Genomic DNA, 17,643 nt, shown 5'->3' with positions numbered 1-17,643 from the left:
CAAACTAAAAATAAATACTTAGTTTTGTAACCCAATTATGCAGCAAATTAAAACATCATTCGATTTCGAAAAACCTATTGCAGATTTAGTTCAGCAGATAGAAAAAGTTAAACAAGTTGCCGATAAAACTAAAGTAGATATGTCTGCTACTTTAGAAGAACTTGATGGTAAATTAAATGAAACCACTCAAAGTTTATACAATAATTTAACCGGTTGGAATAAAGTGCAAATGAGTCGTCACCCCGACAGACCTCAAACACTTGATTACATCAGCATGATTTGTGATGATTTTATTGAATTACATGGTGATAGAACGGTTAAAGATGATAAGGCAATTGTTGGTGGTTTTGCAACCATTAATGGTCAAACGGTAATGGTTATCGGCCATCAAAAAGGAAAAAATACAAAGGAACGTCAGTTTCATAATTTCGGTATGGCTAACCCTGAGGGTTACCGTAAAGCATTACGCTTAATGCGTTTAGCAGAAAAATTTAACAAACCTGTTATTTCTTTGATTGATACAATGGGTGCTTACCCGGGTTTAGAAGCAGAAGAACGCGGACAAGGTGAGGCGATTGCCAGAAATTTACTTGAAATGTCTATTCTTCGTGTTCCAATTATATGTGTTATCGTTGGTGAAGGTGCTTCTGGAGGAGCTTTAGGTATTGGTATCGGCGATAAAGTTTACATGTTAGCACATACCTGGTATTCTGTTATTTCACCAGAATCATGTTCATCTATTTTATGGAGAAGCTGGGATTTCAAAGAGAAAGCCGCAGAGTGTTTAAAATTAACATCTGATGATATGTTTGGAAATAAGCTTATCGATGGCATTATTCCTGAACCATTAGGCGGTGCACACCAAAACCCTGAATTGATGGCACAAACGTTAAAAGATTATATCATTAAAGATTTGGCTTCATTAGGTAAATTAAAAACAGATAAGCTTATCGAGCAACGAATTGAGAAATTCTGCGCAATGGGTGTCGTGAATGAATAATTATTCTTTTTAAATATTAAAATCCTGTTTGTTAAATCAAGCAGGATTTTTTTTTGCCTCAACTTTTGAACTTTAGATAGGGGCGCAGAAGCCTTACGAAGTTTAGGTGGGATTGTATGTTGGCAAACTTCGTCAGTCTACCAGGGAAATTAAGCGCATAATAAACTTGCGAAGTCTTCCTTCGCTTTGGCCTTTTGGACTTCGCAAGTTTTTGGGCGCAAGCCTTCGCAAGTTTTTAAGCAAAAAAAGCAGCTACAAATTAATGCAGCTGCTTTCTGTTATAAAATAAATTCGGTTATGGTGTTTGTTGTTGTCCGAAATAACCAGAAAATCTTGATTCTAAACCTGCAAATTGCCTTTCAAGCTGACTGCTTACTTTAGTCTGACCCATTGCTTTAGAAGTTTTAATCATTCTATCTAAATAATACAAACCAGTTTGAACGTTTTGAGTTCCAGACAAACTTCCTTTCGAAGCAGAAATATCAGCCAGGTAAGTAAGCTCTTTTTGTATATAATCTCCAGATTTCATTAAGATATCATTTGCTCTAGTGGTTTCACCTAGTTTATAAAGGTTTTCGGCCATGTAATACTTAACAACAACCGTACGAATGCCAAAAAATTTATCTGGCATAACTTCATAATATTTATCAGCAACTTTTTTTGCTTCTTCAATTTTACCCTCTTTAATTAAACTACCCGTTAAGCTGCTTAATATGTTGGTGAAAATAAAAGTATCATCAGATGATTGTGGATCTAAATATTTTGCCGTTTTGATGTTTCCCCACTTAAATTTATCCATAATGTTTTTATACAAAACAGGAGTGTTTAATAATTCTTCACGCTCATCAGTAGTGGCAGTATCTGCTTTTAACGGCAATAGGCGAAGCGCCAATCCTTCGTTATATAAATACTTATCTAAGCCATTGTATTGCTCAGAAGGAACTGTAGAAGCAAAATAAATTGGGCGCTTCCAGTTGTTGTGTGCTAAAATATCTAACATGGCTAAGGTACCTTTAGTAACATAACCTTTATTAAATTTCCATTCCATTGTTGGTGCAATTTTATTTGCATCAGCAGCTGGAACTGTACCTGTGCCAATAACTTCTTGAGGGTTAATGGTTAATTTAAAGTTCTTGGTAGGTAGGAAATTTGATTTTGTTCCATCCTGCATCGCAACTTTATCATCTGCATTATCCGATAAAAGCAAATCAACAATGTTTTTTAATTCAACACTGCCTGCAATTTTATAATCATCATATGGCATTACATCTCTTTCACCTTGCACAAACTGAGATTCTTTCATTGAAATTGGCAATGGTTCTGAATCATTTTGTTTTTGCTTCATGCCATTGATATACCAATCCGTATCAAACAAACTTAAGTTTACAATCCTAACATCCGGGCGAACTTTTTCAACTTCTTGAATGTACCAAAGCGGATAGGTATCATTATCGCCATAAGTAAATAAAATGGCGTTTGGTGCACATGATTGCAGATAGTCGTACGCAATATCATGAGCAACCAGTTTAGTCGAACGGTCGTGATCATCCCATCCTTGTTGAGCCATAATAACTGGTGCTGCGAACAAACCAATCACGGTTGCCGCGACTGCACCTGTAGCAGGTGTGAGTTTTTTAAACAGCCATTCTTTGATGGCTAAAACCCCGAGACCAATCCAAATGGAAAACGCATAAAATGAACCTACATAAGCATAATCACGTTCACGTGGTTCTAAGGGTTTTTGATTTAGGTACAATACAATGGCAATACCTGTGAAGAAAAATAACAATCCCACAACACCTGCATCTTTTTGATTACGACCGAAGTGCCAGATTGCACCCAACAAACCAATTATTAAAGGAAGGAAAAAGAATCTATTATATGCTTTATTATCAACTGTTGATGGCGGCAAATGACTTTGATCGCCATGCCAAACTGCATCAATTGGTTTAATACCGCTTAAGGATGTTCCTTCAAAACCACTTCCTTGTCCTTGCTCATCGTTCTGGCGCCCAACGAAATTCCAGCCGAAATATCGCATGTACATATATCCAATTTGATAGCTGAATAAAAAGCCAACATTATCTACGGTGTTTGGTTTTTTACTATCATCAAGGTGCATCCATTCTTTATAAAAATCGGCATGTTTCTGGTCGTCGCTATACATCCTTGGTAAAAAGGTATTATCTGCATACTCATAATCGTTCTTTTTGCCAGCAACTTCATATTTATCGGCTCCTTTTCTCCAGATGGTTTTTCCCTCCGAAACACCTGTTCTTTCCGAGTTGTAATTCGGACCAAATAACAATGGTCTATCACCATATTGCTCTCTGTTTAAGTAACTTAAAAACGAGAAAGCATCTTTAGGTGCGCTATTATTTAGATTCGGATCTGCCTTCGCTCTGATAATTATCATAGCAAATGATGCGTAACCAAAAATGATTAATACCGTAGATATTAAGCCTAAGTTTAATAACTTCTTTTGGTGTTTTATTGAATAACGGATTGCCCAAACAAAGGCGCCTATAATTAAAATTGCGAAGAATAAAACGCCCGTTCCGAAGCCTAAACCTAGAGTATTAACAAAAAATAAATCGAAATAGGCACCGAATGAAACTAAATACTGGATAATTCCATATTGTATAACGCCCAGTATTAGTATGCCAACTAAAAGTGTTTTAAAAATACCTGATGTAGTTGGTTTGTTGGTTTTTTTGAAATAATATATGAATGCAATAGCAGGAATGGTTAACAAATTTAATAAGTGAATACCGATAGATAAACCCATAATGTAGGCGATGAACAATAACCATCTATCTGCTTTAGGCTCATCGGCATGGGCTTCCCATTTTAAAATTCCCCAAAAAACAATTGCGGTAAATAATGATGATTGTGCATAAACCTCAGACTCTACGGCTGAAAACCAGAAACTATCAGAAAATGCATAGGCCAAAGCACCAACTGCACCTGCACCCATTATGCTTATTAATTGAGCATTGGTTAATACTTCCCCAGCCTTAACTAGTGTTTTTTTAGCTAATGCAGTAATTGTCCAGAATAAGAATAAAATTGTTGCCGCACTTGATAGTGCAGAGCCAATGTTCATCCAATAAGCAACTTTGGTAACATCGCCAAAAGCAAAAATGGAGAAAAACCTTTGAAGCATTAAAAACAGTGGTGCACCTGGTTGGTGAACGACCTGCATTTTAAGTGCTGAAGCGATAAACTCGCCGCAATCCCAAAAACTAACTGAGGGTTCTAAGGTTAAAACGTAAGTTATTGTGGCTATTAGAAAGCAAACCCAGCCTGTTATATTATTAACTTTTGAATAATTCATTGGTTTTTGATAATGATATTAAATGATGTTGAGCATAAAAATGCTGCCGAAATTAATTAATATAGTCGATAAGTAAGGAAAATATCCCATTGTTTTTACATTTTTTAATGGTTTGATGCATCGCTATCTAGATTAATTTCGTTTGGATGAAATTATTAAAACGACATAAAACCCGTAAAGCGCTTGGATTGGCAAACTTTACGGGTTTCGATTGAGAATAATTATCAGCTTAGCTACTAAAATACGGGCTAAATCTAGTAGCGAACAAATTGTATTGTTTTTCAAGTGTACTGCTTAAATCATTCTGCTTATACGCTTGCGTTAGCTTAACCATTTGGCCAAGGTATGTCATGTAAACCTGTATTTCTCTTTCTGATGAAAGCTGGTTTTTACTTTCACAAACATCAGCCAGATGCGTTAATTCCTTGTTCATATAATCGGCCGATTTATTTATGAAGGCGTTTGCCCTGTTTAAATCATTTAAACGATAAAGGTTTTCTGTAAAGTAAAATGAACTCATCACATGGCGCATACTATAAAATTTGAGCGGCATCACTTCATAATACTTGTTAACTGCTGCCTTGCCCTCAGTAATTTTGCCTTCATTAAGCAATTCGCCAATTAAACCGTTAAACATGTTCGAGAACATAGTTACATCATCTGCCGATTGCCTGTCTAAATGATTAGCATATTTAATGTTACCCCATTTAAACGTATTCATCATATTATTATAAAAAGGTTTTACATTAAATCTTTCATACATTTCGGTTTTGGCGGTATCGGGTTTTAAAGGAAGTAACCTTAATGTTAAGCCTTCAGTATATAAATATTTATCTAAACCTACATATTGCTCATCAGGCATCGCACTAGAAAAATATATTGGTCTTTTCCAATCGTTATGCGTTAAGATATCGAGCAAAGCCAAAGTGCCTTTACTAACATAATCAGAATTATAAGTCCATTCCATGCTACTCGCAATTTTTCCGGCATCTTCAAGCGGAACTGTTCCTGTATCTATTACATCCTTGGAGTTAATGCTTAATTTAAAGTTTTTCGTTGGCAGGATATTCGATTTTGAACCATCTTGCAGTGTAATTTTATCTTCATCATTATCTGATAGCAATACCTCCATAATTTGTTTTAGCTCAATGCTTTGGGTAATTTTAAAATCCTGGTAATACATTATATCTCTTGTGCCTTCGGCATATTGGGCTGGTTTCATGGAAATTGGAAGCGGAGCCGATTGATTTTGTTTCCTTTTCATACCATCGATATACCAGTCGGCCGTAAATAAACTCAAATTTACAACCCTTACATCGGGGCGAATATTTTCCACTTCCTGTGCATACCAAACCGGAAAAGTATCGTTATCGCCATAGGTAAATAGAATTGCATTGGGCGCACAAGATTTTAAATAGTTAACGGAAATATCTCTCGCCAAATGACTTTCTGAACGGTTATGATCATCCCATCCCTGACTCGCCATTAATATTGGAGCTGCAAATAAGGCGATTGCGGATGCGAAAATTGCTGACTTAGCCGGCGTAAATTTTTTAAATACCCATTCTTTTAAACCAATTACACTTAAGCCTATCCAGATGGCAAAAGCATAAAAGGAACCAACGTATGCATAATCTCTTTCACGCGGTTCTATAGGTACTGAGTTTAAGTAAAGTACAATCGCAACACCCGTAAAAAAGAAAAGTAAAGCGATTACGGCGGCATGGTTTTTATTTCTTTTGAAATGCCAAACTGCACCAATTAAACCCAAAATTAGAGGCAAGAAGAAAAAGCGATTGTAAGCTTTATTATCTACTATCGAAGGAGGGAGGCTTTTCTGATCGCCGAGGCGGATGGCGTCTACAGGTTTTATGCCGCTTAACCAGCCGCCGCCATTTTCGCCTAACTGTCCATCCTGATTATTTTGCCTACCAACAAAATTCCACATAAAATACCTCATGTACATATGCCCTGCCTGGAAGGAAAACATGTATTTTATATTATCGAGCAAAGTTGGCTTGTGGCTATCATCAAAACCCATCCAATCTTTATAAAACTTAATATGCTCGGGCTTATCACTGTACATTCTCGGTAAAAGCGTCTTCTTGTCGTAAACATAATCCGATTTAGTACCAGCTGATTCGTATTTAACTTCACCCTTTCTGTAAAGATTTCCTGTTTGCTTAATATCGATTTTATCAGCATTATAGTTTTGCCCATAAAGTAACGGCCTTTCACCATATTGCGCCCTGTTAACATAATTTAAAAATGTAAAAGCATTTTCGGGGTTTGTATTATTTAAATTGGGTTTTGCCTTTGCTCTGATTATCAACATCGAAAAGGAACTGTAGCCAAACATAATTAACATGGTAGATACTAAAGCAAGATTTAAGGTTTGCTTCTTTTGAAGGATAGAATATCTTATTGCCCATGTTAAGCCACCAATTAATATAATAGCAAAGCATAAAACGCCTGATCCAAAATTCAATCCTAGAGTATTTACAAAGAAATAATCAAACCATGCTGCGGTTGATACCATATATTGAATAATACAAAACTGAACAAATGCCAAAATAAAAATAGAAACAAAGAATGTTTTTAAAATCCCTTTATTGGTTGGTTCTGGCGTTTTGCGGAAGTAGTAGACAAAAACAACTGCAGGAATAACCAAGAGGTTTAGTAAATGTACCCCGATGGATAAGCCAATAATATACGCCACAAAAGCAAGCCATCGGTCAGCCCTTGGCTCATCAGCCTGGGCTTCCCATTTTAAAATGGCCCATAAGGCAATTGCTGTGCATAAAGATGACATTGCGTAAACCTCGGCCTCCACTGCCGAAAACCAAAAACTATCAGAAAATGCATATGCTAAAGCACCAACAAGGCCTGCGCCGATTATAGTTATGGTTTTAGCTTTTGTCATTTCCTCTTTTACTTTCACCATAGTTCTTTTTGCCAAGGCAGTTATTGTCCAGAATAAAAACAAAATTGTAGCTGCACTTGCAAGGGCAGAAGCAATATTCATACAATAAGCGACTTTGGTTTTATCGCCGAATGCAAAAGAAGAAAATACCCGTTGAATCATTGAAACCAATGGTGCTCCGGGTTGATGAACAACTTCCAAACGGAAAGCAGAAGCTATAAATTCACCGCAATCCCAAAAACTTGCAGATTGATCTAATGTTAAAATATAGGTTACGGCTGCAATTAAAAAACACAGCCAACCGGTTAAGTTGTTGATTTTTGAATAGGTCATAGTTAGTTTAGTAATTGATATTAAAAGGGTTATAGGTTTTAAGCTATAAAGTCGTATTTGAAAGCTAAACGTTGCATCGAAATAGAAAAATCTTGAATCTTTTTAAAGAGAAAGAAATTTTAATTTTTTTTAAAATCGCTCTTGCATATTTAAAATATGCTGCCTACATTTGCATTCCCTTTCGGGGATATATCCTCGATAAGTAGTTTGTCCGATAGTATAAGGGTAGTACGACAGTTTTTGGTACTGTTTGTCTTGGTTCGAATCCAGGTCGGACAACAAAATTTAGCATCGGATCGTGTATTTCAAAATGCATGATCCGATTTTTTTTTAAAGTAAACTACACACGGATCATGCCATTGCAGTTTAATCAGGTAAAGCTATTTTCTGGAACAGGTTCCAGAGGATTATCACTTAAAATTGCCGAAAGTTACGGTAAAGCATTAGGTGATGTAACCATTCACAAATTTAGTGATGGTGAGTTTCAGCCCTCATTTGATGAATCTATCCGTGGATGTGATGTTTTTTTAATCCAATCTACTTATCAGCCCAGCGATAATTTAATGGAACTTTTGCTAATGGTTGATGCCGCAAAAAGAGCATCTGCACATTATATTACTGCAGTAGTTCCTTATTATGGTTTAGCTCGTCAAGATAGAAAAGATAAACCTCGTGTTGCAATAGGCGCTAAATTGGTTGCCAATTTATTAAAATCTGCAGGCATTCACCGTATTATGACGATGGATTTGCATGCAGCACAAATACAAGGGTTTTTTGATATTCCGGTAGATCACTTAGATGGTTCTGTAATATTTGTCCCTTATATTAAAAGCTTAGGCTTACAAAATTTAACAATAGCATCGCCAGATATGGGCGGTTCTTACAGGGCTCGTACCTTTGCTAAATTTTTTAATGCAGAAGTTATTATATGCGATAAACGCCGTAAACGTGCTAATGAAATCGAATCAATGTCGATTATTGGTGACGTTACCGGTCAGGATGTTGTATTGATTGACGATATTTGCGACACAGCAGGTACATTATCTAAAGCAGCAGCTTTGATTATGGAGAATGGTGCAGCAAGTGTTAGAGCAGTTTGTACACATGCAGTTTTATCGGGTAAAGCAATAGAAACGGTAGAAAATTCTGTTTTGTCAGAATTGATCGTTACGGATACTATTCCTTTGAAAATGGAAAGTCCTAAAATTAGGCAGCTGAGTACAGCAAGTTTATTTGCAAGAGCAATCGCAAATGTAAATGAACATGGCTCGATTAGTGACCTGTTTAAGGTTTAGGGTTTAAGATTGATGGTATATGGTTTAGGGTTGAAGGTATATGGTTTCAAGTTTAAAGTCTTGATACTTGACGCTCGCTACTAGATACTAATTACTAATAAATAAATTTAAGGTATAAGGTAAATGGTTTAAGACTTAGGGTCTCTATACTTTATACTAAATACTTGTTACTAATAAATAAATATAAAAATGAAAACAATCGCAATTAGCGGTTCTCCAAGAGAGAACGTAGGGAAACGCGATGCCAAGGAACTTCGTTACGAAGGTAAAGTTCCTGCGGTATTGTACGGTGGCAAAGAACAACATCATTTAGCTGTAGTTATTGCCGATTTAAAAGATGTAATTTATACTGCTGAAGCAAACTTCGTGGAGATAGATGTTAACGGTGCAAAAACTAAAGCAATCGTTAAAGACGCACAATTTCATCCATTAACTGATGTTTTAATGCATATCGATTTTCTTCAATTATTTGATGAAAAAGAAATCGTTATGGAAATCCCTGTTAAATTAACTGGAACTTCTCCAGGTGTTAAAATGGGTGGTAAAATGGTTCAGAAATTGCGTAAACTTCGTGTTAAAGCATTGCCTGCTGCTATGCCTCAATCGGTAGAAGTTAGCATCGACAAATTAGAAGTTGGTGGTTTAGTTCGCGTTCGTGATATTAAAGCAGATCAATATGCAATTACTAACACTCCTGAGGATACAATCGTATCTGTAGGTATGTCTAGAGCATTAAAACAAGCAGAAACTGAAGCTGCAAAAGGTAAAAAATAATTAGGATTTTTTAGATTTCCTTGATTACAGGATTAAGCGGTGCAAATTTTTGCACCGCTTTCTTTTTACCAGGATTTTTAGGATTTTTAGATTTCCAAGATGAGGTTGTAAATGAATGTTGAAAAATCTCATCTCCTATTTCCTAATCTATCTTAAACCTAGCTTTTATCCTCAGTCTTAACCTGAGTCTCAACCTTAACCTCAGCCTCAACCTTAACCTCAATCTTCATCTTTGTTCCTTCACCTTTGTTCTTTCCGCTTTAAGCTTTTATCTTTACGCCCATGAAATATCTTATCGTTGGCTTAGGAAATATTGGACCAGAATATGCTCACACTCGTCATAACATTGGTTTTGATATTGCCGATGAATTGGTGAAAAGTTTGGATGGAAGCTTTGAAAACATTCGCCTCGCTTACTATTCCGAGGTAAGTTTTAAGGGCAGAAAACTTCATGTAATTAAACCTACAACTTTTATGAATTTAAGTGGTAAGGCGGTTAATTACTGGATGAAGGAACTTAAAATTGCTCCTGAAAAAGTTTTAGTTATTGTAGATGATTTGGCGCTTCCATTAGGAAAGCTGCGGTTAAAATTACAAGGAAGCAGTGCAGGCCACAATGGTTTAAAAAGTATCGAAGAAGTTTGTGGCGGACAGAACTATGCCCGTTTACGTTTCGGTATTGGTAGCGATTACCCAAAAGGTCGTCAAGTTGATTTTGTACTCGGCTTATTTGATAAAAAGGAGCAATTAGAACTTCCTGCGTTAATTGATAAAAGTGTAGAACTTATAAAAAGTTATGTAACTGTTGGGCCAGCGCACACCATGACTGCCTTTAACAAATAGGGGGTAGTAAGTAATTAACTCAATATTGATTAATCTCATAATCTTCTTATTGCCAGTAAATTAGGCTATGATATAAACAAAAAAAGACCATCTTTCGATAGTCTTTTCATTTATAATTAGTTTTGAAGTTATTTAACTTGTTCCTGTGCTCTTGCAATATAAGCATCAACCAATTGTGCTTCCTGGCTTTCTGGATACTGTGTTTTAATCTTAGTGTAAGCATCAACCGCACCTTTAAAATCTTTCAAATTTTCGTTTACCAAACCTAATTTCTTTAAAAACATAGGGGAAGTAAATTTGCTCGATTTGTCTGCAGCTTTTTTATAATAAGTAGAAGCTTGTTTGTAATCTTTTAATTCGCTGTAAGCATCACCTAACAAACCTAAAGCTAATGGATCAGCAACCGGACTACCAGTAGCACTGTATTTGCTTAATGCATCAATTGCTTGTTTGTATTCACCCTTACGCAAATAAATACCACCTAAATATAAATTAGCTAAGTTGGCTGATTTTGTATTATCGTAATCTTTAGCAATTTGCTCTAAACCTGGGTAACCACCTTCGCCTTTAATTGCTCTGTTAGATAAAGAATCTACACCGATTAATTGCTCTGCTTTATACATTTTACTTGCAGCCTCTTGAGCACGATCTTTTAAGTAAACGTTTTGGTACCAGAAGTACACACCAATTAAAACAATTACTGCTCCTGCAATAAATAGCAAGCTTTTACTATTTTCCTGTAAAAAAGAACCTTTTCTAATAGGTTGTGTTGTCTGAGTATCTGTTGTAGACATGTTTGTTTAAAAAATTTAAGATTGCAAAAATACGTTTTTCAATCAAAGTATCAACCTTTATTTTAAGTATTTAATTAAACTATAGTTATTTATGAATTGCGAATCGAGATGTTGTGCCAAACTTATCGAAGCAAGCTTATTAAAGTATTAAACCAGGTTTTGTTAGCGCTAAAAATTCCTGTATAATTAACTACCATATAAATGGTTTGACTTTCAGAATGGCTTATGATGGATTTTATTCTGATCGGTTGCCAAAAGGTACCAAAATTTTTAGCTGATGATGCTGGAAATAAATCATCAAAACCCATATACACTTCCTCTATATGCGATAGCGGAACTTCTAATTCTTCATCACCAGTAATATATATGCCATTAGAAGCTAACAATATATTTCCCTCATGATTGTGCAGCGGTTTCAAAAATGAAAACATCCCTGCAAATTTTTTTATCCAACCAGAATTTCTTCCTTCGGTAAGTTCATGGTCGTAAGACCAAAGAACATTTCCTTCTAACATTTTTTGCGCAACCATAATATTATCTTCCTTGCGATGAATGTAAGCTTTATTTTTAACATTGGGCATTTGAAGGCTAAAAAATCGGTAAATTGCACCATATTTATGTGGTTAAAAAACATTACCCTTCTTAATTTTAAAAACTACAGCGATGCCGGCATCAGCTTTTCCGAAACTGTTAACGTTTTTACAGGTAATAACGGTTCGGGAAAAACCAATATGCTCGATGCCATTCACTATTTATGCTTATGTAAAAGTTATTTTAACCCTATTGATGGGCAGCAAATTAAAACTGGTGAAGACGTTTTTATGATTCAGGGTGATTTCGACCGGAATTTAAAGAACGAAAAAATTAGCTGTGGTGTAAAACGAAATCAGAAAAAGCAGTTTAAGAGGAACAAGAAAGAATACGATAAACTTGCCGATCATATTGGCTTATTTCCAGTTGTAATGGTTTCGCCTTACGATGTAAATCTAATTATGGAAGGCAGTGAAGAGCGGCGTAAATTTATTGATAATGTGATTTCGCAAACAGATGCCCATTATCTCGACCAGTTAATTACCTACAACCGTATTCTGGCCAATAGAAATGCTTTCCTTAAACAAATCGCAATAACTAAACGCTACGATGCAACTTTGCTTCAAATATTGGATGAACAACTAATTCAATCTGGGAATAAAATATTCGCTATCCGTAAGGCATTTATGGATGAATTTATACCGCTTTTCAATCACTATTATAGTTACATCACCAATAATAATGAAACTGTAGAGTTGATCTACCAGTCGCAATTAAGCGAAACCTCTTTTGAAGAATTACTAATAAAATCGGTAGAGAAGGACAGAGTTTTAGAGCGTACCACAACTGGCATTCATAAAGATGAACTTGCTTTTGTAATAACGGAAATGCCATTGAAGAAATTTGGTTCTCAGGGCCAGCAGAAATCTTTTTTAATTGCGCTTAAACTTGCTCAATATGCCTACCTTGCTAAAATAAAGGGTTTCAAGCCACTGCTGCTGTTAGATGATATTTTTGATAAACTGGATGATAACAGGGTGCAAAAATTAATGCAAATGGTATCGCATCATGATTTCGGGCAGATTTTTATTACCGATACAGGAATTGAAAGGGTGAAATCAATTTTTAAAGAGATAAAAGTTGATGTAACTTTATTTGAAGTAAATAACGGACAAATTCAAAATGCGTAAACCTAACGATGTAACTTTAAAAGACGCCATCAGCAAAATGCTGGATGTATATCGTTTAAGGCGAAAGTTTGATGAAACTTCAATATTAGCGATTTGGCCAGAAATAATGGGAACAGCCATTGCCAACAGAACGAAGCAGATTTATATCCATGATAAAAAGCTATTCATCAGGATTGAATCATCAGTAATAAAAAATGAATTGGTAATGGTTAGAGAGGGAATTATACGAAAGCTGAACGCTCACGCAGGCAGCCAGGTAATTACTGAAATGGTTTTTCTTTAAATAAAGGTTGAAGATTTTATCATCAACCTTTATTTAAATATTGATATCAGTTATCCTTTACTACCGCCACCAAATACTTTTGCAAGTATCCAAATTAGCAGGGCTACAACAATAACAACTACAATTACGCCCGACCAAACGCCAGCTTTAAATATACCACCTATAAGTTCACAACTGCTAAGGGTACTGCATAGAAATGCAATTAGTACTAAAGGGAATGTTCTTTTCATGATGTTAATTTTTGTTTTACCTAACATCAGAAGTAGAAATAATGTTTTAGCAGATTGCTATTTCCCATTAACTTTCAATAATTCAATTTCGAATATCAATGTGCTGTACGGTGGAATGTCTGGTCCGTAACCACGTTCTCCATAGCCTAAAGTGTACGGAACAAAAAATTTATATTTCGAACCTGCATTCATTAATTGAACACCTTCGGTCCAGCCTTTAATTACCTGATTTAACATAAATGTAATTGGCTCGCCGCGGTCGTATGAGCTATCAAACTGCTTTCCGTTTAATAAAGTTCCTTTGTAATGTACCAATACTGAATCTGTAACGGTTGTTGGTTTTGCACCTGTGCCTGCTGTTAAAACTTCATATTGTAAACCACTTGCGGTAGTTTTAACGCCTGCTCGCTTTTTATTTTGCTCTAAAAAAGTTTTGCTCTCATTAATCTGCGATGCGAATTTGCTTTTATTGGCACTAGCCATAATAGCGCTGATACATTCTTGAGCCTGTTCTTGATTTAATAGCAATTTATTACCGGTAAAAGCGTCTTTTAAGCCTTTTAGTAGTATATCATAATTCATTGTTGATAAGCCAGTTGTTTTTAAACTCGAACCTATCGATGTACCAAATGCATAACTGGCTGAATCTAGTGCAGTTTTTAAAGCCAACGGTGCAATTGCTGGTTTAGCTGTAGCTATAGGTTTTTTAGCAATTGGCTTCTTTGTTTGTGCGAAAGATGAAATGGCGATACTGGAAATAAATATCGTAAAGAAAATTTTTTTCATTGATGTAATATTGATGGTCTTAAACTTTTTAAGGTTTTGGGTATTGAATAAATGGAGCGAAAGATACAAACTCTTTTAAACAATAAAACCCCGAATTATCGAGGTTTTATTTTAATATCTTAGGTCGACTTAGAAACGTTCGTCAGCTTTGAAGAAAAAGTTTCCTTCGATTTCTGCATTTTCATCAGAATCTGAACCATGAACTGCATTTGCATCGATAGATTTAGCGTATTTCTGGCGGATTGTACCTTCTGCCGCTTCTGCAGGATTAGTAGCACCAATTAATTTTCTGAAATCTTCAATCGCATTATCTTTTTCTAAGATAGCCGCTACAATTGGTCCTGACGACATGAAGCTAACTAAATCTTTATAAAAAGGGCGTTCTGCGTGAACTGCGTAAAATTCGCCAGCAGTTTCGTTGGTTAGTTTAGTATATTTTAATGCTATGATTTTGAATCCTGCATTAGTGATATCATTTAAGATTGATCCGATGTGGCCGTTTGCAACTGCATCTGGCTTAATCATGGTAAAAGTTCTGTTAGTGCTCATTGTGCTTTAATATCAAATTTTGTGCAAAAGTACGTTTTAATTGGTGAAAGCGAAAGGTTTATTAAATCTTAAGCTTGGATTAATGCATTTTGGTTTCTATCACTTGTAGGTGTTTAGTGAAAATTGATTAATAAATAATAACAAAAAAGGAATAGCCTAAATTTCAGTATCAGCAAGAATATAAATTGAGTAACTCTGGTCTAATAAGAGCAGATTTTAAGACTTTATCTATTCAAACCTTCCTTAAAAGGCTTTAAACACGCATTTTAATTTTTATTTAAATTAATTCTAAATAAATTTGTGTTTTTAATTTCCCGTCCTATCTTTGCGGCTGTTTAGAATCAATCCAAATAATTATGTATAAAAAATTTACTTACGTTTTTAATTTCATAGCAATTTTTGCACTCTTTAGTATAAATGCAGTAGCCCAGAATAAAACTGGAATAGTTAGTGGTCAGGTTAAAACCAGCGATGGTAAACCTGCAGCGTTTGTGAGTGTCGGTTTAAAAAACACAACCAAAACCACGCAAACAGATGAATCAGGAACTTTTGTTATAAAAAATATTTTAGCTGGAAACTATGTGATTAAAATCTCGGCAGTTGGTGTTAAAGCTCAAGAAAAAGAAATAACAGTAGTAGAAGGCGAAACAGCAACTACAGAATTTTCCATTGCAGAATCTTCATCGCAATTGGATGAAGTTGCAATAAATGGATACAAAACACCTAACAAAAGGCCAATAAACTTAGGGAAGATTGCCATTGCACCCAAAGATTTACCGCAATCCGTTCAAATTGTTGGGGCTCAGGTTATCAGAGATCAGCAGGCGAACACTTTAGGAGATGTAATGAAAAACATTAATGGTGTTGCACTAGGAGCCAATAGAGGATCGGTTGGCGAGAACTTCTATGCTAGGGGTTACAGTTTAGGCGCCAACAACGTGTTTAAAAATGGGGCAAGAACAACTATTGGAGGTAGTCCTGAAGCAAGTACTTTAGAATCTGTTGAAGTTTTAAAAGGTAGTGCTGCCTTATTATATGGAGGTGTTAGTGGCGGTGCAGTAGTGAACATGGTTACCAAAAAACCAAAATTTGAGTATGGTGGTGAAGTGTCTATGCGTGTGGGTAGTTACGATTTGTATAAGCCTATCGTGGATTTTTACGGACCGATTTCTGATAAACTTGCTTTCAGAGTTATTGGCACTTATGAATCAGCTGGAAGTTACAGAGATAATGTTGAGTCGAAAAGATTTTATGTAAATCCATCTTTACTTTATAAAATTAATGATAATACAGAAATCATCGTTCAGGGAGATTATTTAAAGAGCGATTTTACGCCTGATTTTGGTATCGGTACCGTTGGCAATAAACTATCACCTCTTGGTAGGAATGTTTTTGTAAATACCAATTGGGCGTACAATAAAACCAATACATCTACAGCACAGGCAGTTTTGAATCATAAATTTAATGATGATTGGAAGTTAAATGTCATTGCTGCTGTGCAATCTTACAACAGAGATTATTTTTCAGCCGAGCGACCAGCGGCCAATGCAGCTGGTGTGTGGAACAGGGCATTAACACGTTCTGATATTGAAGAGTTTACCTATAATCAGCAAGTTAATCTAACAGGTAATTTTAATACAGTAGGTATTAAACATACACTATTGGTTGGCGCAGATGCCGATCAGGCTAAAACTAAAACTGGTGGATTTGCATCAACAAACGTTTTACCAACAACATCACCAACATATTACGATAGTGTAAACTTGTTAGACCCATCATCTTTCAACAAGCCCAGCAATTTTAATATGCCAACTACCACTTTGCTTACCAATACAAATGCAACAGTATTTAGAATGGGCGGTTTTGTACAAGATTTAATTTCCTTAACCGAGCAATTTAAAGTTTTGGCCGGTGTACGTTGGTCGTTCCAAAAAACGCCAACAACAACCATCAACACAGTAGCAAGTGGTGTAGATACTAAGGGAACGGCAGCCGACAAGATAGATAAAGCTTTCTCACCAAAATTTGGGTTAATCTATCAACCGCTAACGACAACTTCAATTTATGCAAGTTACTCAAATAACTTTACCTCAAATACGGGGATAGACATTGCAACAAATGGTCCGATGGGCCCATCAATTATCGACCAATATGAAGCAGGTATTAAAAATGATTTCTTTAAAGGGAAACTCACTGCAAACCTAACCGTGTATAAAATTAAAAATGACAAGTTTGCCCAAACAGCCCTTGCCGACCCAACAAAACGTGAGTTTTCTGGCGCAACTGCAAGTGACGGTTTAGAAATAGATTTATCAGGTGTAATTGTTAGAGGTTTAAATTTCCTTGCAGGCTATAGCTATAACTATATGCGTTACACCTCTACTTTAGCTGTAACTGGTATTGTAGAAGGCGAGCGTGTTGTAGGAACTACTAAAAATACAGCGAATGGGACTTTATTTTACACTTTTCAGGATGGTAGTGTAAAAGGATTGAAGTTAGGTACATCCGTTTTTTACACAGGAGATAGAAACGGTGGAAGGAACACAACAAAAAACAATTCCTCAACAGGTATTATTCCATTAACAGGATTTACTACAGTAGATTTTTCTGCCGGTTATACCTGGAAGAAATTATCTTTATTGGCTAAATTGTCCAACATAACAAATGAATTGAACTATTTTGTTCATGAGAATTATAGCGTAAATCCAATTCCACCACGCCAGTTTGTTACCACTTTGGCATATAAATTTTAGTAACGCTTAAAAAATGTAAACG

Annotated in this window: 14 protein-coding genes; 7 read left to right on the top strand and 7 right to left on the bottom strand. The window is 35.7% G+C overall.

Annotation, left to right across the window (positions count from 1 at the left end; all coding sequences use genetic code 11):
- Positions 1-37 precede the first annotated feature (37 nt).
- Entirely contained in the window at positions 38-1,000 is a 963-nt protein-coding gene (locus D7004_RS18135) for an acetyl-CoA carboxylase carboxyltransferase subunit alpha (RefSeq protein ID WP_123207249.1), read from the top strand.
- A 295-nt stretch (positions 1,001-1,295) separates the two neighbouring features.
- Here the strand turns inward: D7004_RS18135 and D7004_RS18130 are convergent, their stop codons facing one another.
- The gene (locus tag D7004_RS18130; protein WP_123207248.1) at positions 1,296-4,337 is read right to left on the bottom strand and encodes a glycosyltransferase family 117 protein; all 3,042 of its coding nucleotides are present in this window, start codon (positions 4,335-4,337) and stop codon (positions 1,296-1,298) included.
- Between the two features lie 229 nt (positions 4,338-4,566).
- Entirely contained in the window at positions 4,567-7,593 is a 3,027-nt protein-coding gene (locus D7004_RS18125) for a glycosyltransferase family 117 protein (RefSeq protein ID WP_123207247.1), read from the bottom strand.
- A gap of 353 nt (positions 7,594-7,946) precedes the next feature.
- Here D7004_RS18125 and D7004_RS18110 point away from each other — a divergent pair, with 353 nt between their 5' ends.
- From D7004_RS18110 to pth, 3 genes are all read left to right on the top strand, one after another.
- Positions 7,947-8,888 carry a ribose-phosphate pyrophosphokinase gene (locus D7004_RS18110; RefSeq protein WP_123207246.1) on the top strand — a complete coding sequence of 314 codons (942 nt, stop codon included), beginning with the start codon at positions 7,947-7,949 and terminating at the stop codon, positions 8,886-8,888.
- A gap of 189 nt (positions 8,889-9,077) precedes the next feature.
- Positions 9,078-9,662 (top strand): 50S ribosomal protein L25/general stress protein Ctc, encoded by a 585-nt coding sequence (locus D7004_RS18105; RefSeq protein WP_123207245.1) that lies wholly within the window; start codon positions 9,078-9,080, stop codon positions 9,660-9,662.
- 282 nt (positions 9,663-9,944) lie between these two features.
- The gene (gene pth / locus D7004_RS18100; protein ID WP_123207244.1) at positions 9,945-10,505 is read left to right on the top strand and encodes an aminoacyl-tRNA hydrolase; all 561 of its coding nucleotides are present in this window, start codon (positions 9,945-9,947) and stop codon (positions 10,503-10,505) included.
- Between the two features lie 128 nt (positions 10,506-10,633).
- Here the strand turns inward: pth and D7004_RS18095 are convergent, their stop codons facing one another.
- Together D7004_RS18095 and D7004_RS18090 are read right to left on the bottom strand one after the other, a co-directional pair.
- Positions 10,634-11,299, bottom strand: coding sequence for a tetratricopeptide repeat protein (locus D7004_RS18095; RefSeq protein WP_123207243.1), 666 nt, complete (start codon positions 11,297-11,299; stop codon positions 10,634-10,636).
- Positions 11,300-11,421: 122 nt separating this feature from the next.
- On the bottom strand, positions 11,422-11,880 hold the full coding sequence (locus tag D7004_RS18090; RefSeq protein WP_123207242.1) for a hypothetical protein: 459 nt from the start codon (positions 11,878-11,880) through the stop codon (positions 11,422-11,424).
- A gap of 36 nt (positions 11,881-11,916) precedes the next feature.
- Between D7004_RS18090 and recF the strand changes: the two genes are divergently transcribed.
- Both recF and D7004_RS18080 read left to right on the top strand, forming a co-directional pair.
- The gene (gene recF, locus D7004_RS18085; RefSeq protein WP_123207241.1) at positions 11,917-13,020 is read left to right on the top strand and encodes a DNA replication/repair protein RecF; all 1,104 of its coding nucleotides are present in this window, start codon (positions 11,917-11,919) and stop codon (positions 13,018-13,020) included.
- Positions 13,013-13,303: a DUF721 domain-containing protein gene (locus D7004_RS18080; RefSeq protein ID WP_123207240.1), complete on the top strand. Its 291-nt coding sequence runs from the start codon at positions 13,013-13,015 to the stop codon at positions 13,301-13,303. The genes recF and D7004_RS18080 overlap by 8 nt, the downstream gene beginning before the upstream one ends.
- A 50-nt stretch (positions 13,304-13,353) precedes the next feature.
- On the opposite strand, the gene D7004_RS18075 is transcribed toward D7004_RS18080, so the two are convergent.
- From D7004_RS18075 to D7004_RS18065, 3 genes are all read right to left on the bottom strand, one after another.
- Entirely contained in the window at positions 13,354-13,533 is a 180-nt protein-coding gene (locus tag D7004_RS18075; protein WP_208646881.1) for a hypothetical protein, read from the bottom strand.
- Between the two features lie 57 nt (positions 13,534-13,590).
- A complete protein-coding gene (locus tag D7004_RS18070; RefSeq protein ID WP_123207239.1) occupies positions 13,591-14,319 on the bottom strand; it encodes an FKBP-type peptidyl-prolyl cis-trans isomerase in 729 nt (242 codons plus the stop codon).
- A gap of 129 nt (positions 14,320-14,448) precedes the next feature.
- Complete coding sequence (locus tag D7004_RS18065; RefSeq protein ID WP_123207238.1) at positions 14,449-14,868, bottom strand: nucleoside-diphosphate kinase; 420 nt, start codon at positions 14,866-14,868, stop codon at positions 14,449-14,451.
- A 356-nt stretch (positions 14,869-15,224) separates the two neighbouring features.
- Between D7004_RS18065 and D7004_RS18060 the strand changes: the two genes are divergently transcribed.
- A complete protein-coding gene (locus tag D7004_RS18060; RefSeq protein ID WP_123207237.1) occupies positions 15,225-17,621 on the top strand; it encodes a TonB-dependent receptor in 2,397 nt (798 codons plus the stop codon).
- The last annotated feature ends 22 nt before the right edge of the window (positions 17,622-17,643 follow it).

Source organism: Pedobacter jejuensis, assembly GCF_003725795.1.
GTDB lineage: Bacteria > Bacteroidota > Bacteroidia > Sphingobacteriales > Sphingobacteriaceae > Pedobacter > Pedobacter jejuensis.
The sequence above is the reverse complement of the archived record's forward strand: the minus strand, read 5'-3'. Positions and strand labels throughout refer to the sequence as shown.